Origin of the sequence: Plantactinospora sp. KLBMP9567, from assembly GCF_033446045.1 — a bacterium.
GTDB lineage: Bacteria > Actinomycetota > Actinomycetes > Mycobacteriales > Micromonosporaceae > Plantactinospora.
In genome coordinates, this window is sequence record NZ_JAWQRR010000004.1 from 16,576 (window position 1) to 38,598 (window position 22,023).

Genomic DNA, 22,023 nt, shown 5'->3' on the forward strand with positions numbered 1-22,023 from the left:
GCGAACTGATCGAGACGACACCCGGTGCCGAGTCAGGAGGGCAGTGACAACATGCCAGTACCCAACGTGGATCCGCACCGACGGGACCCGGCGGAGATCGACTCCACCGCCAGTTACCGGCCGACCGATCCGGTCTGGGTCTACCGGTCCGGCACCTGGCGGGCAGGAGTGGTCGAGGCGGCGTCGGCGCTGGCCGCGACGGTCACGTACCGGCCGAACAGCGCCCGCGGCACCGGCGTGGACACCCTCACCGCCCAGTACATGATCCGGCGGCAGGAGCCGGACCCGCTGCTCGACGGCGAACCCGCCGGCCGGCGCTAGGCCACCGCACACCGCATTTCCCGTCGGCCCGTACCCCCGGGCCACCGCAGCCGTAGGGGCGGAGCAGGTCGTCGCCCGCCCCGCACGGAGACCCCGGCGGTGCCAGGCTCACCGCCGGGCCCGCCGGTGCTCAGCGGGTGCGCGAACGCCGACCCGCGTAGGCGCCGAGCGCCGCGACCAGACCAGCGCCGAGTGCCGAGCCGAGCGCCACGAGCACCGCACCGACCGCCCAGAGCCCGTCGCCGTCCGGGGCGGTCGCGGCATCGACCGAGAAGGCCACGGTGAGCACCGCCGGCACCACGATGCCGGCCAACCACGGGCGGCCCCGCCGCCCGGCCTCGAAGACCAGCAGGGCCAGTACCACCCCGAGGCCGAGCACCTGCCAGGCCGAGTACGGACCGGTCTGCGCCCCGGTCACCGGATCGGTCTCCTTCTGCTGGTCCCAGCCGAGGAACGCCCAGTACGCGAGCGCGGTGAGGCCGGCGAGTCCGACGATCCAGAGCGGAGTGTGCCGGGCGTGGCCCGGCTGCCGTTCGGTCATACCCCCGACTCTCCACCATCGGCCGCGCCGGAACCCGAGTACCCCTACTCAGCTCCGGCGCGCGGCCGCTCAGCCCTTCAGCCCGGCGGTGGCGACGCCCTGCACCAGGAACCGCTGGAAGAACAGGAAGAACAGGATCACCGGCACCAGGGCCAGCATCGACATCGCCATCAGCGCCCCGTAGTCCGAGACGGTGGTCTGGTCGATGTAGAGCTGCAACGCCAGCGGCAGCGGGTACTTCTCCGGCGTGCTGAGGTAGATCAGTGGGCCGAAGAAGTCGTTCCAGGTCCAGATGAAGGTGAAGATGGCGGTGGTGACCAGGGCGGGCCGGGACAGCGGCAGCACGATGTGCCAGAACGTGGCCCAGTGCCCGGCGCCGTCGATCCGGGCCGACTCGTCCAGCTCGGCCGGGATGGTCCGCATGAACTGCACCATCAGGAAGACGAAGAACGCCTCACCGGCCAGGAACTTGCCGACCAGCAGCGGCAGGTAGGTGTCGACCAGGCCGAGCCGCTGGAAGACCGCGTACTGCGGGATGATCAGGACGTGGAACGGTAGCAGCAGCGTCGAGATCATCAGTACGAACATCGTCCCCCGGCCCCGGAAACGCAGCCGGGCGAAGGCGTAGCCGGCGAGCGCCGACGAGGCCACCGTGCCGACCACCGAGAGCCCGGCGAGCAGCGCCGAGTTGCCGAAGAACCGCAGCACGCCGATCCCGGCCAGCCCGTCGGCGGCCCGCTGGTAGTTCGCCACCGTCGGTTCGGTCGGCAGCAGGTGCAGGCTGCCGAGGATGGACTGGGACGGCTTGAACGAGGCGGCCACCAGCCAGCCGACCGGATAGAGCAGTACGGTCAGGATCGCCAGCGCTCCGAGGTGCCAGGCCAGGCTGCCCCACCGGCGGCGGGGCTCGGCGGACCGCCCGGCCACCGTCGGGGGCGGCGTTCCGGTCCGGGGTACCTCGGTGGTGGTCATCGCTGGTCTCCGGCGTAGTGCACCCAGCCCCGGGCGGTCCGGAACAGGAACGCGGTCACCAGGCCGACGCCGAGCAGCAGCATCCAGGCCAGCGCGGAGGCGTACCCCATCTGGAAGTCGGCGAAGCCGCGGTCGTAGAGGTAGACGGTGTAGAAGAGGGTCGAGCCGGCCGGGCTGCCGTTCCGGCCGCCGATGACGTACGCCGAGGTGAAGATCTGGAACGAGTTGATGGTCTCCAGCAGCAGGTTGAAGAAGAGCACCGGCGAGATCATCGGCAGGGTGACCGACCGGAAGCGGCGCCAGCGGCCGGCCCCGTCGACCTGGGCGGCCTCGTAGAGTTCGGCCGGCACCTGCTTCAGCCCGGCCAGGAAGATCACCATCGGCGCGCCGAACTGCCAGACGGCCAGCAGCACCAGCATCAGCAGCGAGAGGTCCGGGTTGCCGACCCAGCCGCCGACGTCGAACCCGACGGCACGGAGCAACCGGTCGACCACCGCGTCGTCGCTGAACAACGCCCGCCAGACGATCGCCACGCTGACGCTGGCCCCGATCAGCGACGGCCCGTAGAACGCCGCCCGGTAGAAGCCCTCGCCGCGGCGGCGCTGGTGCAGCAGCAGCGCCACCGCGAGCGCGGCGGCCAGCTTGACCGGTACGGCGACCAGCACGTACCCGCCGGTGACCCGGACCGACTGGAGCCAGCGCGGGTCGTCGAACATCCGTCGGTAGTTCTCCAGTCCGACCCACTGCGGGGCGGTGAAGAGGTTGTAGTCGGTGAACGAGAGGTAGAGCGAGGCGGCCATCGGTCCGATGGTGAGCAGCAGCATGCCGAGGATCCACGGCGACAGGAAGAGGTAGCCGGCCGGTCCGTCGCCCGGTCGCCGGGGCCGTCGCCCCGGTCCGGCACCGGTCCGGCCGGTACGTGGCACCGGACCGGCCGGCCGCTCCCGGCGTACGGTGTTCCGGCTGGTCGTCGTCATACCCTGCTGGCGCTCCTTCTCCGCCGGCTGCCGCCCGGCTGCCGCGGTCGGGCCGGTCGGCGATCGACGGTCTCCCGCGTCATGAACCGAGCTTCTGCTCCGCCTCGGTGAAGAACTCGTCCACCGCCTGGGCGACCGAGATCCGGCCGTAGTGGAGCTCCTCGCTGATCCGGATGAAGGTCGCCTCCACACTGCCGGCACCCTTCGGCGGTGCCGGGGGAGCCTTGGTCAACTGGTCAGCGATGCTCTTCTCGTAGGCGGCGACCTCAGCCAGTGGACCCTGGAGCTGGGCGGCGGCGCGCTGGGCGTTGGTCGCCGGCAGGCCGCGGTTGCCGCCGAAGATCCGGCCGACCTCCGGGTCGTTGATCAGGAACGAGATCAGCTTCGCCGCCTCCTCCGGGTGTTCGGTCCGGCTGGAGGTGCTCAGCAGCATGGCCGGCTTCAGGTACTGGCCGAGCTGGCCCGGGTTGTCGGTCGGCACCGGGGCCAGCTTCAACGGGGTCTTGACCTCGGCCGCGTACCGGACGAGGAAGTTGTCCCAGCCGAGTTCGGTGGCGATCAGGTCGTCGACGAAGCCGGAACGGGGCTTGATCTGCACCGCCTTCTCGACCGGCAGCACCACCTCGGCCTCGATCAGCTCCTGGCCCTCGGTCCAGAACGCGCTGAGCTGCTGCCTGGTGAAGCCGAGCTTGCCGTCGGAGGTGAAGAGCTGCCCGCCCTGCTGGCGGAGCCGTGCCTCGAGGTTGTAGATGATCCCGGTGTAGTTGCCGCCGCCGTAGCTGTCGGTCGCCTCGGCGATCTTGGCCATGCCGGTCCGGTAGTCCTGCCAGGTCCAGCCGGCGGCCGGTTCCGGTACGCCGGCCTTGGCGAAGATGGCCGGGTTGTAGTACAGGCTCCAGGTGTTGCCGCCCACCGGTACGCCGTACAGCGCGCCGTCGACCTCGCCGGCTCCCTGGAAGCCGGGGAGCAGGTCGGAGAGGACGAGGTTGCCGCCGGTCTGGTTCTTCAGGTCGTAGAGCACGCCCCGGTCGGCGTACTCGCGCAGGTAGGAGAAGTCCATCTGGAGTACGTCCGGGGCGTTGCCGCCGGCCGTCTCGGTGGCCGTCTTCTGCCAGTACGCCTCGTACTCCTGGAAGCTCGGCGTGATGGTGATGTCCGGGTTCTTCGACTCGAAGAGCGCGATCGCCTGTTTCATCAGGTCGGCCCGTTCGGCGTTGCCCCACCACGAGTACCGGAGGGTGGCCGGGCCGGACTCGGAGTCGTCGCCGCAGCCCGCGACCAGTACGCCGAGGCAGGCCAGTGCGGTGCCGCCGGCTACGAGCATCCTGAAACGTTTCATCATCGGTCGTGAAACCTCCCGGGCCAGCGTGCCGATCGCGACATCGGATTGGGCAAGGGGCGAGTACGGCGAACCTGTCAGGTACGGTAAGAGATTGATCTACGTTCGTCAATGGATCGCTAAAACGTTCCAAAGGTGACCTGCCGGCACCTTCCGATCGGCTGCCGACGGGAGTAGTGCCCGCGTCGTCGGCAGGGACAACCGAAGCAACGCGCGTTTTTCTGGTTTATCGGGTGTTACGGTCAAAACCGGCAGTACTTTTCGGGGTCACGCCGAAACCTGGGAGAGGCCGGAGATGCCCAGCCAAGAGGTCGCCGGGGGGGTCGGATCACGGATCCGGCCGAGCGGGCAGCAGCAGGGGCGCGTGATCGCCGGCCGGCCCCCGCGTCCCGGTCCCGTCACCGGAGCGTCCCTGTCCGAACTGGTCGGATACCGGGCGGCGGTGGCGGACCTGCTCACCGAGGTGGCCGGCTACGCCGGCCGCGACGACCTGCCGAGGCTGGAGCGGGTCCTGACGGACCGGCTCACCCGCCCGGACTTCGCCGCCGGGGTCGGCGGGCTGGCCGGCGGTGCCGCCGACGCCACCGACCGGCTCGTCCGGGAAATCCGCGACTACCGGCCGAACAACCGCGGCGCCGCCCGCAATCTCGCCGGGCTGATCCGGATCTACCTGCTCTCCCGGATCGACGTCATGTGGTGGGGACACCTGCCCGGCTTTCCGACCGACGACGACCTGCACGGCTCGGCCGACCTGGTCGACCTTGAGGCACTCCGCCGCACCGACCTGCTCCGGTTCCGCTACCGTCGGCCGGCCGGGCACCTGCTGGCCGGGGCGGCCCGTGCGATCCGGTGCCGGGTCCGGCCACCGTCGACACCGCAGGCAGGCCGGGGCGGCGTACCGGCGGCCGGTACCGGGCCGCGGACCACCCGGACCCGACCCGAGGTGGTGGCACTGCTCAACCAGCTCGCCGTGGACCTCGCCCGGCGCCGCCCCGGGCCGACCCCGCCGTTGCGGGTGACCAGCCTCGCCCGCAGCCTCGAACACCAGCACCGGCTCCGGGCCCTCGGCTACGCGGCCATGCTGCCCAGCGGGCACTGCCTCGGGTACGCGATGGACCTGGAGATGTCCTGGCTGCGCCGGTTCGACGCGCCCGGCATGGTCGCCGCCCTGCTCCGGGAGCGGCAGGGCTGGGGCGACGTGAACGTGATCGACGAGGGTCAGACCTGGCACGTCTGTGTCAGCCCGCGCGCGGCCAGCCGGCTGCGGCGCGACTTCCTGACCGCACTGGGAGGTTGAGCGGCATGTCCGGCATCGTCCTACTGCTCGGTCCCGGCGCCGACCGCCGCACCTTCCACCGGATGATGGCGGAACTCACCCCGCGCGGCGACCTGGCGGAGACCCAGCTCGGTCCCGATCTGCTGGCCGGCGTCCAGCGGCTGCGGATCGTCGACCGGGAGCGCGCGGCCCAGCCCTGGTGCTCCGCCGACGGCCGGTGGCTGCTCTGCTACAACGGCGAGGTCTACAACCACCGGGAACTCGCCGCCGAACTGCTCCGGCTCGGCCGGCCGCTGCGCACCGAGAGCGACACCGAGGTGGTGCTGGAGGCGTTCCTGGCCTGGGGACCGGAGGCGGTCACCCGGCTGCGCGGCGAGTTCGCGTTCGCCCTCGCGGACACTGCCACCGGACGGCTCTACCTGGCCCGCGATGCGCTCGGAGTGCGCCCGCTCTACTGGTCCCGGCACCTGCGCCGGCTGCACGTCGCCTCGGAGGTCAAGGCGCTGGTGCCGGTCGGTGCGCCGATCTCGGAGCTGCCGCCCGGGCACCACGGCTGGGCCGACGCCGTCAGCGGGCCGGAGCTGGTGCCCTACCTGGACCTGGCCCGGCTCGGCGGCGGGCAGCCGCCGGTCCGCGACACCGAGGAGGCGGCGGGGCTGCTCCGGGAAGCGGTCCGGGACAGCATCCGGGCCCGGGTCGACACCGACCTCACCGTCGGGGTGCTGCTCTCCGGCGGCCTGGCCAGCACCCTCGCCCTGCTGCACGTCCGGCAGCTCCACCACGACTGCGTGGCGTTCACCGTCGGCACCCCGGACAGCGCGGACGTGAAGTGCGCCCGCCGGCTCGCGGCCGACCTCGGTGTGCACCACGAGGTGATCGAGGTCCAGCCCCGGGATATCCGGCTCGACGACATCCGGGCGGCCATCCGGATCTCCGAACTCACCGAGTACGCCGACCTGATCGATGCGGTCATCTCGGTGCCGCTGTTCCGGCGGGTCCGCGATCTCGGCGTCCGGGTGGTGCTCACCGGCGACGGCGTCGACGACCTCTTCGGCGGGCATCCGGGCTCGGGCCGGGTCGGTCCGGAGGCGGCCGGCCGGCTTTTCCGGCACCGGATCCGCAACCTCTGCCGTACCGGACTGCAGCGGATGGACCGGACCAGCCTCGGGCACGGGGTGGAGGCCCGGCCGCCCTTCCTCGACCTGTCGCTGGTCGAGTTGGCGATGCGGCTGCCGGCCGAGCTGAAACTGCGGGACGGACGACGGCGGTGGCTGCCCCGGCACGCGTACGCCGACCTGCTGCCGGAGTACGTCCGGGACCGGCCGAGGGAGCCGATGGCGTACGGGTCGGGGCTGCACGAGGGGGTGCGGCCGTACCGGGCACTCTTCGCCCGCCAGTACCGGGCGTTCGGCTATGAGCTGCTGGAACCGGTACGCCGGGACTTCGACACCGTACTGGTGCGCTGCGGCCACGACCTCGACCGTGCGGTCGCCAAGGGCGCGGCCGGGCCGGACGTCTTCGAACACGCCCGTGACCTGGCCGGGATGGCGAGATGGAAGGTCGGCCCCGCGTGGCGGCGGCTGACCGGCTCCGGCCGGCAGAACTGAGCCGCCGCGGGCGCGCAACGCCTTCGGTTCAGCCCGGCAGCGGGGTGGACCGGCTCGACAGACCGGCCTCCCGGTACGCCCCGGCCAGCCGGCGCACCCCCTCGGCCAGCGTCTCCGGGTCACACATCGAGTACGACAGTCGCAGGTGGCGGTGCCCGGTGTCGGCCACGAAGAACTGCCGGCCGGGCACGTACGAGACCCCGGCGGCCTCGGCGTACGGCAGCAGGTCGGTGCCGCCGTACGGGTGCGGCAGCCGCAGCCACAGGAACCAGCCACCGCCGGGTACCACGAACCGGGCCTGCGGCAGCTCGTCGCGTACGGCGGCCACCAGCGCGTCGCGTTGCCGGCGGTACCGGATCCGGATCGCCTCGACGTGCCGCCGGTACGCGCCGGACGCCGCGAACTCGGCCATAGCCAGCGCCACGGCATGGTTGACCCCGCCACCACTGTCCACATAGCCCCGTGCGGTCACCGCCGCGACCAGTGGTCGGGCACCGGTGAGCCAGCCGAGCCGCAGCCCGGGCGCGACGCTCTTGGCGAACGAGCCGATCCGGACCACGGTCCCCGGCTCGGCGCCGCTGAACAGCGAGGCCGGCGCCGGAGCGGGATAGGCGAGTTCCCGATAGGTGTCGTCCTCCACCACCGGTACGCCGGTGCGGGCGGCCACCGCCAGCAGGGCGGCGCGGCGCTGCGCCGGCAGTGACCGCCCGGTCGGATTGTTGAACGTCGGCACCAGGTAGAGCATCGCCACCCGCCGGCCCTGCCGGGTGATGGCCCGGATCAACCCGGCGGTGGCGGCGGGGTCGATGCCGTCCTCGTCGGCGGGGGCGGGCACCGTGTCGACCCGGTGGTCGGCGACCACCCGCAGCGCCAGATGGTAGGTGGGGGAGTCGACCAGTACGACGTCGCCGGGTCGGCAGAGGACGGAGGCGACGAGGTCGAGCGCGTGCGACGCGCCCGCGGTGACGAAGACCTGGTCGGGCTCCGGCGCCCCGGCGTCCACCCCGGCCAGCCGTTCGCAGAGCCACTCGATCAGCGGACCCGGGCCGGCCGCGTGCCCGTAGGTGAGCGCGGCGGCACCGTAGCGGCGCAGCGCGGAGTGGGTCGCCTCGGCCCAGGCGTCCATCGGCAGCGCCGCCGGATGTGGGTGTCCCCAACCGAGGTCGATGGTCCCGGCCTGGCTCCGGAACTGCACGACGGGCAGTACGGGCGGGCGGGGTGCGGTCACCCGCCCACCATAGGTCGGCGGGTGCCTTCGGGGGCGTGAGTGAACGGGTACTCCCGGCTGCGCCCGCGAGCCGGCGTGGCGTATCGGGTGCGGCGTGATAGACACTGCGTTACGCTTTCGTCCCTGTCCGCCTACTTGAGGAGCGCCTTCACGACATGGCCGTGGTCTCAGCAGTCCGGCACGTGCCGGGTCCGGGTCGGCCGGTCCCCGGGCGGCGAGCTGTCCGACTGCTGACCCGAATTGCCCTGCTCGGCGGCGGTGCGCTGACCGGATATCTCCTTCTCGCCACGTTCGACGGACCGGCGCTCGCCGGTGACCGCGGCGTCCCGGCGGGCGGGCCGCAACCGCTCGGCTCGCTCGCCGAGACGGTCGCGCCGGGGCTGCCGGAACTCCTCGACGATCACGTTCAGTTGACTCGAAAAGCGACACCCGAGACCGTTCGCCCCGCCGCCCCTTCGCAGTCCGCCCGTCCGGAGCGTGTCCGTTCGGAGTCCGCTCGTCCGGAGCGTGGCGCCGCGGAACGGGTCCGTTACCCCTCCGGGGCGGAACGCGGTGGGCCCGCGTCGCGGCCGCAGCCGGAGGGCTCGGCCGCCGGCTCGGCGCGCGGTGGTTCCGCGTCCCGTCCGGAGCCTGCCGGGCCGGCGGCCGGCGGCTGGCGCCCGGCTCTCGCGTCCCGACTGGACGGTGCGAGCACCCCGATCCGCCCGGGCCGGGGCAGGCCGCAGACCCATCGCCCGGCCGCCGACCGGGACGCTCCACTTCAGCCGGCGGCTGTCCCTCGGATCCCGGCCGGGGCGCCCGTGCTGACCGGTGCGTTTCCGGCGCTGGCGACCGGGGTACCCGTGCTGACCGGTGCGCGGCCCGACCTGCTGGCCGGGGTACCGGTCGTGCTGGGGGCGCTGCCGGACGTGGTGCGAGGCGTCCCGGAAGTGGTCGTACGGTTGCCGGAGCTGGCCGGGACGGTACCGGAAATCGTCGGTAGCGTGCCGGAGGTCGTCGGTGAGGTTCCGCGCGGAGGCTACTCCGGCGGACCGTCGCCGCTGTTGCTGGCGCACCAGCCGGTCGAGCCGCCCCCCACGTCCGCCGTGGCACCATCGGCGTTCCCGCCGGACCTGGCCGAGTCGCCTGCGCCGGTCGCGGTTCCCGCCGAGCCGCCCAGGTCGTCCGTGCCACTGTGGCATTCGCTCGATCCGGGTGCCGGCGGTGCGGCGGGCGCGAGCGGTCTCTCGGCCTCGCGTGCCGTCGCCCGGAGCACCAACTCCGGGCTTCCGTCCACTCCGCACTCACCCGTCGGCACCGGTGCCGGCACCCAGCAGGCCGGGCCTGCGTCGTCCAGCGGTGGACAGGCCACCGCACTGCCGGCCGGCGCCGGCTCGTCGCCGTCCACGGGAACTCCGTCGGTGCTCCCGTACGGAGCTGCCAGCCCCACCGGCCGGTCGCCGGGCGTACCAGCCTTGCCTGGCTGATCCGCTCCGGCGGCCGTACTCCCGGTCGCTCTCCGTCTCCGCCGTGGCCGTTCCCGTTTCGGGAGCAGCGGTGGAGCCTCCGTCGGTGCACCGGGAACCGCGGTACCCGTCGAGGTGGCGGGCCCGACCGACGGCGCCGTACTCAATCGTGCTCGTGATCGGCTCCGGCCGGGGTGAGACCCGCTCGGACGTCGCGTTGTCGCTGAGTTTGTGTACCGAGATCGGAGTGACCTCGTGATCCGGATTGTGATCGTGGAGGAGATGGGTTTGCTGCGGGGGGCGTTGCGGGCGGTGTTGTCGAGTGAGGAGGACCTGGACGTGGTGGCGGACCTCCACGAGCCCGCTGAGCTGGTGACGGTCGCCCGTCGGAGACGACCGGACGTGGTCGTGGTCGACATGGAACTGCCGGGTGCCGACATGCTCGACGTGGTGGCGCAGCTCGGCGTGCAGGCGCCGGGCAGCGCGGTGCTGGCGTTGAGTACCCAGTTGACCCCGGAGGCGCTGCAACGGGCGATCCGGGCCGGTGCCCGGGGTTTCGTGGACAAGAACCTGCCACCGGCGGAGCTGGCCCGGCTGGTCCGGGCGGTGGCGTTCGGCGAGCGGGTGTTCGACCCGGTCGCCGCCGTCGCCGCGCTGAACCCGCCGGAGAGCCCGCTGACGAACCGGGAACTGGAGGTGCTCCGGGTGGTCGCCGAGGGTCTGCCGCTGAAGGAGATCGCCCGCCGGCTCTTTCTCGCACACGGCACGGTGCGCAACCACCTCTCGGTGATCCTGCGCAAGACCGGAACCCGCAACCGGCTGGAGGCGGTCCGGCAGGCCCAGCGGGCGGGTTGGATCTGACCTCGACGGTTCCGGTCGCTCCAACGGGCGTACTCGGCGTGCTCGTGTTTGAATGTTCACGCGGGGTGATCTAGCGGTGACAAGTAGCAGGGGGGAACGTGATCCGAACGCTGCTCGCGCTGAACGGCGCTCTCATCCGTGGCGCCCTGGCCTTCGTGCTGACCACTCAGGATGACATCGAGGTCGTCGCGGAGGTGGACCGAGCCGAGGACGTCGGCACGGCGCTGCGGATGCAGCGTCCCGACGTGGCCATCGCGGACGTCAAGCTCTTCGAGGCGGGGGCGCTCTCCAACCGGGTCGCCCCGTCCGAACCGCCTCCGGTACTGGTACTGGTGGACCCGCGCCGGCCGAGGGTGCTCGGGGACGCGTTGCGGGCCCAGTGCCAGCGTCTCGGGTTCCTCGGCAGTGACGTCGCGCCGGAGCGGGTGGTCGAGGCGGTCCGCCGGCTCGCCCGCGGGGGTTCCGTCGTGGACGCGGATCTGGTGGTCGCGGCGCTCAGCCGGGACAACCCGCTCACCGAACGGGAGGTGGAGGTGCTGGAGATCGCCGCCGAAGGGTGGCCGGTGGTGGAGATCGCCAGCAAGCTGTCGCTGTCCGCCGGCACCGTGCGGAACCATCTGTCACGGATCGCCGGCAAGACCGGCGCGCGTACCCGGATCGAGGCGATCCGGATCGCCCGGGAGAAGGGCTGGATCTGAACCGGTCGACCGGGTCGGCGGCCCCAGACCGGTGGCGGGCGGGACGATCGCCGTCCCGCCCGCCGTTGCGTTCCACAGGCTCGGGTCAGCCCTGCCGGGGTGACCGGGCGCCGGCGAAGGCCTGCTGGATCCAGTTCGGATAGGCCGGCGGCAGGCTGCTGACCTCGTCGAGTTGGGCGAGATCCTGCGGGCTGAGGGCCAGCTCGGTGGCGGCGATGTTGTCGGCGAGCTGGTCGACCCGGCGGGCACCGACGATGACGCTGGTCACCGTCGAGCGGCTCAGTAGCCAGGCGAGCGCGACCCGGGCCGGGCTGGCCCGGTGCCGGGCGGCCACCGCCCGCAGTACGTCGAGCACCTCGTGCCCGCGCGCCGGGTCGATCAACGGGAACTGGGAGTACTCCGGGTGTGCCTGCCGGGAACCGCCGTCGGTCACTGTGCCGGTCCGGTCGGTCTTGCCGGCCAGGAAACCGCCGGCCAGCGGGCTCCAGACCGTCAGCCCCACCCCCTCCGCCTCGGCCATCGGCAAGAGGTCCCGCTCGGCGTCCCGGCCGACCAGGGAGTAGTGGGCCTGGACGGAGACAAGACCGGCCCAACCGTGCCGGGCGGAGATGCCGAGCGCCCGGCTGACCTGCCAGGCGGCCAGGTTGGCGCAGCCGATGTAGCGCACCTTGCCCTGGCGTACGGCGTCGTCGAGGGCGCGCAGCGTCTCCTCGAACGGGGTCAGGTGGTCGAAGTTGTGGAGCTGGTACAGGTCGATGTGGTCGGTCCGCAGCCGCCGCAGGCTGTCCTCCAACGCCCGCATGACGTGCAGCCGCGACTGGCCGTGGTCGTTGGGGCCGGGGCCTGTCGGCGCGTGCACCTTGGTGGCGAGTACGACGTCCTGCCGCCGTTGCCCGAGCACCTGGCCGAGCAGCTCCTCGGACTCGCCGTCGCTGTAGACGTTGGCGGTGTCGATGAAGTTGATCCCGGCGTCGAGTGCCGTGCCGACGATCCGGTCGACGTCCTCCCGGCCGAGGGCGCCCAACTGGCGGTAGATCGGGTGATTTCCCCCACCGAAGGTCATCGCGCCCAGCGAGATCTCCGAGACCCACACTCCGGTACGCCCTAGCAGGCGGTATTTCACGTGTTGCCCCTCTGCGTCGTGGTCGATTCGCGGCCGCGTCCGGCCGCCGAGCCTGACCCGGACAGTACGTCGGACAGGGTGTCCGGCGCAATGCTATCCCGCCCTCCCGGGCCGCGGTCCTCGACGCCGCCGATCCGACCCTGAGCAGGTCGTCGACCACGCGATGGCGGTCGGTGCCCCACCCGGACGGGCCGACCTAAGATTTCCGGCATGCCATCGATCACCCGGCGCCGCGCGCCCGACCCCGACCGGCGTGCCTCGGTCGAGGCCCAGGTCCTGGCCGCGACCGAGCGGCTCCTGGTCGAGGGGGCGAGCTTCACCGAGCTGGGCGTGCAGCGGATCGCCGCGATGGCCGGCGTGGCCCGGTCGACCTTCTACACCCACTTCCGCGACAAGTCCGAGCTGCTCATGCGGCTGGCCGGCACGATGCAGACGGCCGGTTTCGACATCGCGAGCGCCTGGCGGCCGGAGGACGGCATCGACGCCCTGGCGGACGCCTTCCTCCGGATACTCGGGATCCACCGCCGGTACGCCGCCGTGATCAACGCCGTCAACGAGGTCGCCGCCTACGACCCGGCGGTACGGGAGTTCTGGCGCGGCGGCCTGGTGCGGTTCCTCGACAACACCGTCACGATCCTCGGCGAGGAACAGCGGACCGGCCGGGCGCCGGCCGACCTCGACGTGCACTCCGCCAGCCGGGTGATCGTGGCAGGCGGCGAGACAGCCATCATCGACCACGTCGCCAGTTCCGGCGGCGACGCCAGCGGTGACGCTTCGTTCGCCCGCGAACTCGCGCTGATCTGGTGGCACGGCGTCTATCGACGGCCGGCGACGACGAGCTGACCCCCCGCACCGGTACCACGTCGGGCCGTCGCCGATCCGGCCGCCGCACCGGACCCGCGTCTGGCCGGACGACGCCGAGCGGGGACGACGGGTCGACCGGCCGGAGCCGGCTCACAGCACGGGCACGCCCGTCCGGCTGCTGAACCGGCGGGCGTCCGCCACGTCGTTGACCAGCGGTTCACCCTTCAGGTTCAGGCTGGTGTTGAGCAGGATCGGGCAGCCGGTCCGCCGCTCGTACTCGCCGAGCAGGTCGTACAGGCCCGGGTGCTGGTCCCGGGTCACGGTCTGCACCCGGGACGTCCCGTCCACGTGCACGATCCCGGGAAACGCCCGGGGATCCCGACACCGGGCGGTGAACTGCATGTACGGCGACGCGCCGACCGGCATGTCGAAGTACCTCTCGGCGACCTCCTGCCGGACCACCGGGGCGAACGGGCGGAACGGCTCCCGCCCCTTCACCCGGTTGACCCGGTCCCGGCTGTCCGGAGCGCGCGGATCGGCCAGCAGCGAGCGGTTGCCGAGCGCCCGGGGACCGAACTCGGCCCGACCCCGGGCCACTCCCACCACCGTCCCGGCGGCCAGCGCCTCGGCCAGGGGCGCGACCGGGTAGTCACCCCCGATCAGGGTTCCCAGGTACGGCCCGGTCCAGTTGAGCTGGTGGCCGAGGACCGCCGCCGCCGCGCCGAGGCTCGACCCGGCGTCCCCGGGGTTCGGCAGCAGGGTCACCCGGTCGAAGCCGCTGCGCCGGGCGAGCAGTTCGTTGGCGACGCAGTTGAGCCCCAGCCCACCCATCACGGTCAGCGTCGCCGCGTCGACCCGGGTCCGCAGCCAGCGCGCCGCCCCGAGCAGGACCTCCTCGGTCACCGCCTGGATGCTCGCCGCCAGATCCGCCGGATCGGCCCGGGGCTGCCAGTCGCCGATGCCCCGGTGCACGTTGCGGCGCAGCCGGAAGGTGGGCGGGGTGAGTTCGATCAGGTCCGCCTTGAGCTGCGCCACGTACCGGGGTCGACCGAGCGCGGCCAGCCCCATCACGATGAACTCCTCCTCGTTCGGCTTGAACCCACAGCGCCGGGTGAAGGCGCTGTAGAGCAGCCCGAGGCTGTGTGGATATCGGCAGCGGGCGAGGACCCGGTAGACGCCGTCGGAGAACTCGCCGAGGGTCAGCGTCTCGAACTCGCCGATCGCGTCGGCGGTGAGTACGGCCGTGTGCCGCTCACCGCTGGTGAAGTGCCCGGCGGCGGCGTGCGAGTGATGGTGCCCCACGTACCGGATCGGCACGCCGCGCAGCTCCGGCAGGTCGAGCCGGGCCAGGTAGCGGCGGGGGAGGTCGTCGACGGCCACCGCGTGCCGGAACTGCCCGGCCCGTAGGTGGCGCAGCTTCTTCCACAGCGGATGCTCGTACCAGGCGACCAGGTCCGGGCGCCCCCAGGAGAGCGCCTCGGCGAGCAGCCCGGGGGTGAGGTCGGGATCGTTCTTCCGGCGTGAGTAGCGTTCGGCGTGGCCGGCGAAGAGGATCTCGTCATCCCGTACGACACATGCCGACGCGTCGTGCGACAGCGCGCTGAGGCCGAGGATGTGCATGACTGCCATCGAGCCAACTCTATCTATCGGCCGCCTCGGCTAGCCAGTGGCCACCCCGGCCGCAACGGGATCGCCCTGCCAGTGCCCGACCAGTTCCCGGTAGGTCGCCGAGCGGGTCAGCAGTTCGTCGTGCCGGCCGCACAGTGGGGGACCGCCGTCGAGGATCAGCACCTGCCGGGCCCGCAGTGCCGAACTGATCCGGTGGGCGACCACCACCAGCGCACCGGGACGGGTGCCGAAGGCGTCTTCGACCGTCGCCTCGGCCACCGGGTCCAGGTGGCAGGTCGCCTCGTCCAGGATCGCCAGCGGCGCGGGGGAGAGGTATGCGCGTACCGCCGCCACGAGTTGCCGTTCGCCGGCGGAGAGCACCGTGGGGTCCACCGTCGCGGCCAGCCCGCCGAGGCGGCGTACCAGCGGCAGCAGGCCCAGCCGGTGTACCGCCGCGTCGACCTGGCTGTGCCGCGCGTCGGGCCGGAGGTAGCGCAGGTTGTCCAGCAGGGTGCCGGTGAAGACGTACGCCTCCTGCGGGATCAGTACCCGATGCCGGGCCAGCGTGGCCGGCCCGGCGCCATCGACCGGTGTCCCGCCGAGCAGCACCGTCCCGGCCTGCGGCCGGAGCAGCCCGGCGACCAGCCCGGCCAGGGTGGACTTGCCGGTCCCGCTCGGTCCCACCACCGCCAGGTGGGCCCCCTCGGCGACGGTGAGGTCGAAGCCGTCGAGGACCGGACGGGCCCGTGGGCCGTAGCGGAAGGTCACACCGCGCAGCTCCGCCCAGGCCAACCGGGTCCCGCTGCCCGGCGGTCGGGTGCCGGTGTCCGGTGGTCCGGTGCCGGGTCCGGACCCGACGGCATCCGATGGCAGGGGCGCTACGGCGTCTGCGGGGAGGGCGGCTGCGGCAGCCCCCGTGCGAGGCGGCTCGGCCGCGACGCGCCCGACGGTGGTGGGGCTGGTCGACGGCGTGGTGGCGTCGAGGATCCGGTCCAGCGTCACCGCGAACCGGAGTCCGCCGCCAGCCACGCCCTGCACCAGCGCGTGCAGCGCCGGCTGGAGACCGGTGGCGACGTACACCAGGGCGCCGAGCACCGCACCGGCGGTGAGCCCGCGCCGGACCAGCCACGGAGCGGCCAGCAGCAGTACCGCCAGCGGCAGCCAGCCGCCGACCGCGAGGCTGAGGCTGCGCAGCGCGGCCATCCGGGCCAGCGCGTGCTCGGCCCCGGCCTGCCGGTCCACCTGCCGGCCCACCCGGTCGGCGACGATCTCCTGCGCGCCGCACGCCACCACGTCCCGGTGGCCGGCGAGGGCGGTGCCGGCCGCCTCACCGAGCCGCTCGTCGGCACGGACGTAGTCGCGCTGCCGGGCGACCATCGCCGGCAGCGCGGCGGCGAACAGCACCAGCCCGGCGATCAGCGGTACCGCGACCACCCCGGCCACCACCGGGGTCAGCGAGAAGAGCCCGAGCAGGGCCGCCCCGGCGGTGAACAGGAAACCCCGGACCACCATCACCAGCCCGGCGAAGGTGTCCCGGACGATCTCCACCTGGTGGGTCAACCGGGCCACCGCGGCGGTCTCCGGGCGGGCTCCGGCCGCGGTCGACCGGTGCAGCGCCCCGGTGACGACCCGTTCCGCCAGCTCGTCGCGGAGCGGCTCGACGATGTCGCCGAGGCAGGCGTACGCCCGGCTGGTGCCGACCGCCCCGATCGCGACCGCGACGGCCAGTACGCCGAGCCAGCCCAGTCCGGTGCCCGGCCGACCAGCCAGGAACCCGTCGTCCACGGCCCGCGCGGTCAGGTACCCGGCGAGCAGGATCGGCAGCGCCTCGGCGGCCGACCAGCCGGCGAGCCGGCCGAGCGGGCCGGCCCGGCGGCGCAGCGCGGCGGCGGTGAACCGGACGACGGGGCTCATCGAACCGCCTCGACCGGTGGCTCCACCGGCCCGGTGGGCTCCGTCCGGGGCAGCGCCGACGCGGTGAATACGGCTCGGTAGGCCGGATCCCGCCACAGCTCCCGGTGCGGGCCGACGCCCCGTAGCCGGCCGCCGTCCAGCCAGGCGACCAGGTCGGCAGCGGTGGCGGTGGCCACCCGGTGGGTCACGACCAGTCGGGTACGCCGGTCCGGGTGCGCGGCGACGGCCGTCGCGATGCGGTGCTCGGTCGCGGTGTCCAGGCTGGACGTCGCGTCGTCGAGGATCAGCAGCCGCTGGGCGTGCAGGGACCGGGCCAGGCCGAGCCGCTGTGCCTCGCCGCCGGACATCGGGGTCGCCTCGAGCCGGCTGTGGTAGCCGTCCGGCAGCCGCTCGACGAACTCGTCGATCGCGGCGGCCCGGGCCACCGCGACGAGCTGCCCGGCGGCCCGTCGCCGGTCGATGGTTGCCTGTTTGGTGTCGGGCTGCCGGTCGACGGTCGCCTGTCCGGTGTCGGGCTGCCCGTCGACGGTCGCCCATTTGGTGTGGGGCGGCGCACCGGAGCCGAGCGTGATCGCCTCCGCGATCGTGTCGCCGATCAGCACCGGCCGTTCGAAGCCGTATCCGACCGCGTGTCGCAGGGCGGACCGGCTCAGCTGACGCAGCGGTACCCCGTCCAGCAGCACTTCGCCGGCGTCGGGGTCCCGGAGCCGGCCGGCGACCGCGGCCAGGGTCGACTTGCCGGCTCCGGACGGGCCGACGACGGCGATCGTGGCGCCGTGCGGTACCCGCAGGTCGATTCCGTCCAGCACCGGCCGGCCGTCGTCGGCGTAGACGGTCACGCTGGAGAGGACCAGCCGGCCGGTGCCGGCGGGCAGCGTCGCCGTCCCGTACGTCCGGGGTGGTTCGGCCAGTACGGCGGCGACCCGCTGCGCGCCGGCCCGGGTCCGGACCAGCCGGTTGAGCGTGGCGACGATGCTGCCCAGGCCGGCGCCGAGCGCGGCGTACTGCACCGCGGCGAAGAGCTGGCCCGGGGTGAGCCGCCCGTCAGTGACCGACCAGCCGCCGACCGCGACGATCGCCAGTTGCAGCAGCGGAGCCACCGCGGCGGTCCGGCCCGAGGCCCGGGCCAGGGTGGTCCAGGTGCGGGTACCGTGCGCGCGCAGTTGCGGCAGCGGGGCGAGTACCCGGTCGATCTCGGCCCGGACGGTGCCGGCGGCGGCGATGGTACGGGCGCCGTGCAGCGCCTCGGTGAGCCACCCGGCGATCCGACCCTGTACCCCGAGATAGCCGGCGGCGGCGGCCGAGGCGTCGGTGACGAAGGCCCGCAGACCGACGGCGAGCAGCAGCAGCCCGGCACCGAACGTGACGGCGAGGCGCCAGTCGAGCAGCAGCAGTGCGACGACGCTGCCCAGCGGGGGCAGCGCGGCGGTCACGCCGAGTACCACGGTGCTGCCCGCCTGCCCGGAGTCGGCTGCCTGCCCGACCAGCCGGCCGACCAGGTCGCCCACCGGATAGCGGGCGGCGCGGCGCGGATCGAGCGCGAGCAGGTGCCCCAGCAGCCGGTGCCGGAGCCGTGCGGTGGTGCGGGCGGTGCCGGCTCCGCCGGCCAGATTGCTCAGCGTGTCGGTGGCGACGATCAGCACGACCAGGCCGCAGGCGGCCAGCGGCCACCGCCGGTCTGTCTCGCCGAGCGCGGCGTCCACGGCCAGCCCGAGGGCGGCCGGCAACAGCAGTTCGGCCGCCGCGCCGAGCAGCGCGGCGGCCCCGAGGGTGACGGTCCAGCCGCCGCCGTACGCGATCGCCTGCCGAAGAAGCCGGTTCCCGTCGGCCTGGAACAGCCGGTTCCCGTCGGCGGCCACGCCTACCACCCTCCCGTCGACACGGGGTTGCCCTGGGTGGGGACGTCTGCCCACCCAGGGCCCCGATGCTGACCTGATCAGTTGCAGGTCGTCACGGACAGCGAGCTGTCGCCGCACAGCAGCAGGCTCGCGCGGCTACCGCCGCCACCGCCGCCACCACCGGTGCGGTCGGCCAGCTCCATCCCCTGAAGGTCCAGAAGCGCCATGTGTGTTCACCTCCTCCTAGATGTCGGTCCGATGTGCCCCTCGCGGCAGCGAGGGGAGTCTGGTCGCGCCGGTCAGCGGCGCGAGGAAGGGCAGCGTCACCGGCTCGTCGTGCCGGGCCATCCCGGTGGCGAGCAGTACGCCCGCGCTTCCGGTGGCCAGGTCCATCGACAGCCGCAGCAGTTGCTCGCCGGGGAAGGCGAGGAAGTCCCGGTACGGCAGCGCGTGCCAGGCCAGCCGGCCCACCTGACGGTCCAGTTCGGCCCGGTCGTCGGCCCGGTCCGGCCCCGCACCGCTCGGGTGCTCCCCGGCCGGGAGACTCCGGTCGGCCGTCCGCGCGGCGAGGTAGGCGATGATGCCGGCCCGCCCGGCGAAGAGTCCGGACTGCGCGTAGAACGGGGCCCTGGCGGCCCGCCGGACCGCGTCGGCGGACTCGGCGAGTTCGGGGTCCGGCCGGTGCCGGAGGTACTGGTCGAGCACCAGTCCGATGCCGACGCTGCCGTGTGCCAGGTACGGCATGGTGCGCCAGCCCTCGTTGACCTCCAGCGCCCCGTCCGGGCGTACCACGCACCGGCGCAGGTCGTGCCGGAGCGCGTCGTCGGCCCGGTCCAGCAGTTCGGTGTCGCCGCTGCACTCGTAGAGCCGGAGGAACATCAGGGCCGGGCCGGTACGCCCCCGGGTCAGTCCCGCGTACGGGTGCTGCCCGCCGCTGATCTGCGCTCCGGCGCCGGTGCTGCCGGCGGTGTCGCCTCCGGCCGGCGCACCGGCGCCGTCGGTCGACCGGTCGGCGACCAGTTCGGCGGCGCGCCAGGCGGCCTGCCGTAACGTCGGTTCGCCGGTCCGGCCGGCCATCTCGGCGAGGTTGAGCGCAATGCCGGAGAGCCCACTCACCAGGTCCTCGCCGAGTTCTTCCCAGGGCTCTCCGAGGCAGATGTCGATTACGTCGAGCGCGTCCTGCCGCCGGCCGAGGTGCTCCAGGGCGTACGCCACCCCGTGCAACCCGTCGTAGAAGCCGCAGCGGGTGCCGGAGGCCGGGTGCAGCGCCCGCTTCACCAGCCAGTCCTCGTACTCCGGGTACCGGCCGGCGCCGGTGGCGTGCAGCGCGTGCAGGACGCCGGCCGCGCCGTAGGAGAGGTTGAGTCCGCCGGTACGGAACTGGTCGATGTCGCCGGGGAAGAGCCGGTCGTCGCGGTCCGGCGTCGCGCTGCCGAGGATGGCGCCGGCGACCCGGTCACGCAGCCTCGGCCAGGCCGACGGGCCGGCGGCGAAGTCGTCGGCTCCGGGCACCGGGTGGCCCGTCCCGACCCGTGCCGAGCCCTCGGCCGGACCGGCTGGCACCTCGCCGGCCCGTGTCGAGGCCCCGCCGATCCGGGTGGCTGTCTCGTCGATCCGGGTGGCTGTCTCGTCGGAACGGCCGCCGGGTCCGCCGGGGCGGGCGGCGCCGCCGGTGATCTCGGCGACGGCCGCGTCCAGGAACTTGCGCGGTACCGGGAAGTGCGCGGCGACCACGTCGGCGAGGTGCGCGGCCTTGGCCGGGGCCAGCCGGACCATCTGGGTCAGCGGCAGGAACAGCGCGAGCCGGAGGCAGGCCAGGGCGTAGCGGTCCACGGCGAGGCCGGTCCGGTCGCGCGGGGCGGCGAACGCCTGGTTGCGCAGTGCGGGTCGGCTCGCCTCGGTGACCGGGGCGGCGACCTCGAAGTCGATCAGGGTGACCCGGTCGTCCGGCCCGACCATGATGTTGAACAGGTGCAGGTCGCCGTAGACGATGCCGTGCGCCGCGATCGCCTGCACGGTCCGCTGCACCTGCGCGTGGATCCGCAGCGCCCAGTCCGTGTAGTCGGCCAACTCGGCCGGAGTGGCATCCGCGTCGACCAGCGGGTACCGCTCGACGACCAGCTTGTTCAGCGCGCGGCCCTCGACGAACTCCAGGGCGAGGAAGTGGTGGTCACCGAGGACGAACTCGTCGTGCACCCGGGCGATCCCCGGCACGTCGGCGAGCCGGCGGAGCATCTCAGCCTCGCGGTGCAGCCTCGTGATCGCGTCCGTGCCGGTGGCGTCCAGCCCGGCGTGCGGGCGGGCCTCCTTCAGCACCACCCGACTGTCGCCGCGGGTGTCCCGGCCGACGTACAAGCCGCCGCCGTTGGAGAAGTGGATCACGCGTTCGATCCGGTACGGCAGATCCGTCGTGGTGGTCGCGTTGCGGGCGGCGAGGTGCGGGCCGAGGAACTCGGGCAGGGTCACCCAGTCCGGTACGTGGAAGACCGGGTCGCGCCGGTCCGGTACCAGGGTGCCGGTGCCGTCCTCGACGGCGGGTACCACCTGGCCGTCGGCGCCGACGCAGTACCGGGCGGCGAAGCCGCCGTACCTCAGGTAGACCGGGCCGGCGCCGTAGCGCAGGTCACTGAGGATGTACGGCCCGGCCTCGCCGTCCAGCCGCTCGGCGAGTTCCTTGCAGGCCAGTTCGAGTTCGGCCTCGTCCCGGGGGTAGATGGTGACGAACTTGCCGCTGGAGCCGCGCCGTGCGTACTTCGAGTTGCGCATCAGGAGCATCCGCGGGCCGCGGAGGAACTTGAACGACATTCCCCGGGGGACGCAGTAGTCGAAGACGGTGTCCAGGATCCGGTCGGCGTTGTCCAGGCAGGCCGACACGTGGATCTTCCAGCCCTGCTGGGGCAGCTTGCCGTTCTCGGGACCGTAGACCAGCCAGTCGTCGCTCGGCTCGCGCTGCCAGCCGGTCGGCACCTGGCGGTCGGCGGCCGCGAACCCGGCGGCGGTGGTTGCGGAGGTGGTGCTGAGGGAGTCGTAGAACAGCGGATCGACCGCGCAGTAGGCGTCGTATCTTTCGTCCATCGTCGCGGCTCCTCGGGTGGTCCCTGGGCGACCGTGCTTCATCGACACATCCGAGTCTCCTGGTCGGATCCGAGGTGTTACTAGTGTGTTAAGTCATCCCCAGGGGTGCGTCGTGCACGGGTACCTATGACAAATGTCAGGGCTCGCACGTGAATGAAGATTATCTATATAGCTAAATCCGGATATACCAATCTCCGCTGGCTGGAGCCGTCTGTTCTGATACGTCCGCCCGAACACAGCGGCGCCGGGCCGACCTGCTGGGCCGGCCCGGCGCGATGCCGTCGGTGGGCGTGGAGCGGTGTCTTCGGCTGCCGCTGTGAGTCGGGGAGGTCTTCACCGTGCAGCGGGAACCCGCCGCCGGGACGGGCGCGGACGAGGGTCCGTCTGGCCGTCCCG

General features: G+C 73.0%; 19 protein-coding genes. 7 read left to right on the forward strand and 12 right to left on the reverse strand.

All coding sequences use genetic code 11. The features are described from left to right. Positions 1-51: 51 nt before the first annotated feature. Positions 52-321 carry a hypothetical protein gene (locus tag R6Y94_RS01875; RefSeq protein WP_318393982.1) on the forward strand — a complete coding sequence of 90 codons (270 nt, stop codon included), beginning with the start codon at positions 52-54 and terminating at the stop codon, positions 319-321. A 130-nt stretch (positions 322-451) separates the two neighbouring features. Here R6Y94_RS01875 and R6Y94_RS01880 read toward each other — a convergent pair whose 3' ends face one another. From R6Y94_RS01880 to R6Y94_RS01895, 4 genes are all read right to left on the reverse strand, one after another. Further along, the gene (locus R6Y94_RS01880) at positions 452-862 is read right to left on the reverse strand and encodes a hypothetical protein (RefSeq protein ID WP_318393983.1); all 411 of its coding nucleotides are present in this window, start codon (positions 860-862) and stop codon (positions 452-454) included. 69 nt (positions 863-931) lie between these two features. Then, positions 932-1,834 carry a carbohydrate ABC transporter permease gene (locus R6Y94_RS01885; RefSeq protein WP_318393984.1) on the reverse strand — a complete coding sequence of 301 codons (903 nt, stop codon included), beginning with the start codon at positions 1,832-1,834 and terminating at the stop codon, positions 932-934. Further along, positions 1,831-2,811 (reverse strand): sugar ABC transporter permease, encoded by a 981-nt coding sequence (locus R6Y94_RS01890; RefSeq protein ID WP_318393985.1) that lies wholly within the window; start codon positions 2,809-2,811, stop codon positions 1,831-1,833. The genes R6Y94_RS01885 and R6Y94_RS01890 overlap by 4 nt, the downstream gene beginning before the upstream one ends. Before the next feature lie 79 nt (positions 2,812-2,890). After that, the gene (locus R6Y94_RS01895) at positions 2,891-4,135 is read right to left on the reverse strand and encodes an ABC transporter substrate-binding protein (RefSeq protein WP_318393986.1); all 1,245 of its coding nucleotides are present in this window, start codon (positions 4,133-4,135) and stop codon (positions 2,891-2,893) included. A gap of 310 nt (positions 4,136-4,445) precedes the next feature. On the opposite strand from R6Y94_RS01895, the gene R6Y94_RS01900 reads away from it, so the two are divergent. Both R6Y94_RS01900 and R6Y94_RS01905 read left to right on the forward strand, forming a co-directional pair. Then, the gene (locus tag R6Y94_RS01900) at positions 4,446-5,447 is read left to right on the forward strand and encodes a hypothetical protein (RefSeq protein WP_318393987.1); all 1,002 of its coding nucleotides are present in this window, start codon (positions 4,446-4,448) and stop codon (positions 5,445-5,447) included. Between the two features lie 5 nt (positions 5,448-5,452). After that, on the forward strand, positions 5,453-7,033 hold the full coding sequence (locus R6Y94_RS01905; RefSeq protein ID WP_318393988.1) for an asparagine synthetase B family protein: 1,581 nt from the start codon (positions 5,453-5,455) through the stop codon (positions 7,031-7,033). A gap of 28 nt (positions 7,034-7,061) precedes the next feature. Here the strand turns inward: R6Y94_RS01905 and R6Y94_RS01910 are convergent, their stop codons facing one another. Further along, positions 7,062-8,261 carry a PLP-dependent aminotransferase family protein gene (locus R6Y94_RS01910; protein WP_318393989.1) on the reverse strand — a complete coding sequence of 400 codons (1,200 nt, stop codon included), beginning with the start codon at positions 8,259-8,261 and terminating at the stop codon, positions 7,062-7,064. 167 nt (positions 8,262-8,428) lie between these two features. Further along, positions 8,429-8,665 (reverse strand): hypothetical protein, encoded by a 237-nt coding sequence (locus R6Y94_RS01915; protein WP_318393990.1) that lies wholly within the window; start codon positions 8,663-8,665, stop codon positions 8,429-8,431. A gap of 396 nt (positions 8,666-9,061) precedes the next feature. Between R6Y94_RS01915 and R6Y94_RS01920 the strand changes: the two genes are divergently transcribed. From R6Y94_RS01920 to R6Y94_RS01930, 3 genes are all read left to right on the forward strand, one after another. Further along, on the forward strand, positions 9,062-9,727 hold the full coding sequence (locus tag R6Y94_RS01920) for a hypothetical protein (RefSeq protein WP_318393991.1): 666 nt from the start codon (positions 9,062-9,064) through the stop codon (positions 9,725-9,727). 234 nt (positions 9,728-9,961) lie between these two features. Next, a complete protein-coding gene (locus R6Y94_RS01925) occupies positions 9,962-10,567 on the forward strand; it encodes a response regulator transcription factor (protein WP_318393992.1) in 606 nt (201 codons plus the stop codon). A gap of 98 nt (positions 10,568-10,665) precedes the next feature. Further along, on the forward strand, positions 10,666-11,265 hold the full coding sequence (locus R6Y94_RS01930; RefSeq protein WP_318393993.1) for a response regulator transcription factor: 600 nt from the start codon (positions 10,666-10,668) through the stop codon (positions 11,263-11,265). An 85-nt stretch (positions 11,266-11,350) separates the two neighbouring features. Here R6Y94_RS01930 and R6Y94_RS01935 read toward each other — a convergent pair whose 3' ends face one another. Then, entirely contained in the window at positions 11,351-12,388 is a 1,038-nt protein-coding gene (locus tag R6Y94_RS01935; protein WP_318393994.1) for an aldo/keto reductase, read from the reverse strand. 210 nt (positions 12,389-12,598) lie between these two features. Between R6Y94_RS01935 and R6Y94_RS01940 the strand changes: the two genes are divergently transcribed. Continuing rightward, positions 12,599-13,231: a TetR/AcrR family transcriptional regulator gene (locus R6Y94_RS01940; protein WP_318393995.1), complete on the forward strand. Its 633-nt coding sequence runs from the start codon at positions 12,599-12,601 to the stop codon at positions 13,229-13,231. A gap of 111 nt (positions 13,232-13,342) precedes the next feature. On the opposite strand, the gene R6Y94_RS01945 is transcribed toward R6Y94_RS01940, so the two are convergent. The 5 genes from R6Y94_RS01945 to lanKC form a co-directional block, all read right to left on the reverse strand. After that, positions 13,343-14,821: a carbamoyltransferase C-terminal domain-containing protein gene (locus R6Y94_RS01945; RefSeq protein WP_318393996.1), complete on the reverse strand. Its 1,479-nt coding sequence runs from the start codon at positions 14,819-14,821 to the stop codon at positions 13,343-13,345. Positions 14,822-14,851: 30 nt separating this feature from the next. Beyond that, positions 14,852-16,714: an ABC transporter ATP-binding protein gene (locus R6Y94_RS01950; RefSeq protein WP_318393997.1), complete on the reverse strand. Its 1,863-nt coding sequence runs from the start codon at positions 16,712-16,714 to the stop codon at positions 14,852-14,854. Next, positions 16,711-18,573, reverse strand: a complete 1,863-nt coding sequence (locus tag R6Y94_RS01955) for an ABC transporter ATP-binding protein (RefSeq protein ID WP_318393998.1) — start codon at positions 18,571-18,573, stop codon at positions 16,711-16,713. Before R6Y94_RS01955 ends, R6Y94_RS01950 begins: the two co-directional genes overlap by 4 nt. Before the next feature lie 77 nt (positions 18,574-18,650). Further along, positions 18,651-18,779, reverse strand: a complete 129-nt coding sequence (locus tag R6Y94_RS01960; protein WP_101366223.1) for a SapB/AmfS family lanthipeptide — start codon at positions 18,777-18,779, stop codon at positions 18,651-18,653. A gap of 16 nt (positions 18,780-18,795) precedes the next feature. Beyond that, the gene (lanKC, locus tag R6Y94_RS01965; RefSeq protein WP_318393999.1) at positions 18,796-21,627 is read right to left on the reverse strand and encodes a class III lanthionine synthetase LanKC; all 2,832 of its coding nucleotides are present in this window, start codon (positions 21,625-21,627) and stop codon (positions 18,796-18,798) included. Between the last annotated feature and the right edge of the window lie 396 nt (positions 21,628-22,023).

Bases quoted from the DNA above. Each gene is read 5' to 3' on its own strand.
- R6Y94_RS01875 (WP_318393982.1), top strand. From the start codon at position 52: ATGCCAGTACCCAACGTGGATCCGCACCGACGGGACCCGGCGGAGATC.
- R6Y94_RS01880 (WP_318393983.1), bottom strand. From the start codon at position 862: ATGACCGAACGGCAGCCGGGCCACGCCCGGCACACTCCGCTCTGGATC.
- R6Y94_RS01885 (WP_318393984.1), bottom strand. From the start codon at position 1,834: ATGACCACCACCGAGGTACCCCGGACCGGAACGCCGCCCCCGACGGTG.
- R6Y94_RS01890 (WP_318393985.1), bottom strand. From the start codon at position 2,811: ATGACGACGACCAGCCGGAACACCGTACGCCGGGAGCGGCCGGCCGGT.
- R6Y94_RS01895 (WP_318393986.1), bottom strand. From the start codon at position 4,135: ATGCTCGTAGCCGGCGGCACCGCACTGGCCTGCCTCGGCGTACTGGTC.
- R6Y94_RS01900 (WP_318393987.1), top strand. From the start codon at position 4,446: ATGCCCAGCCAAGAGGTCGCCGGGGGGGTCGGATCACGGATCCGGCCG.
- R6Y94_RS01905 (WP_318393988.1), top strand. From the start codon at position 5,453: ATGTCCGGCATCGTCCTACTGCTCGGTCCCGGCGCCGACCGCCGCACC.
- R6Y94_RS01940 (WP_318393995.1), top strand. From the start codon at position 12,599: ATGCCATCGATCACCCGGCGCCGCGCGCCCGACCCCGACCGGCGTGCC.
- R6Y94_RS01945 (WP_318393996.1), bottom strand. From the start codon at position 14,821: ATGGCAGTCATGCACATCCTCGGCCTCAGCGCGCTGTCGCACGACGCG.
- R6Y94_RS01950 (WP_318393997.1), bottom strand. From the start codon at position 16,714: ATGAGCCCCGTCGTCCGGTTCACCGCCGCCGCGCTGCGCCGCCGGGCC.
- R6Y94_RS01960 (WP_101366223.1), bottom strand. From the start codon at position 18,779: ATGGCGCTTCTGGACCTTCAGGGGATGGAGCTGGCCGACCGCACCGGT.
- lanKC (WP_318393999.1), bottom strand. From the start codon at position 21,627: ATGGACGAAAGATACGACGCCTACTGCGCGGTCGATCCGCTGTTCTAC.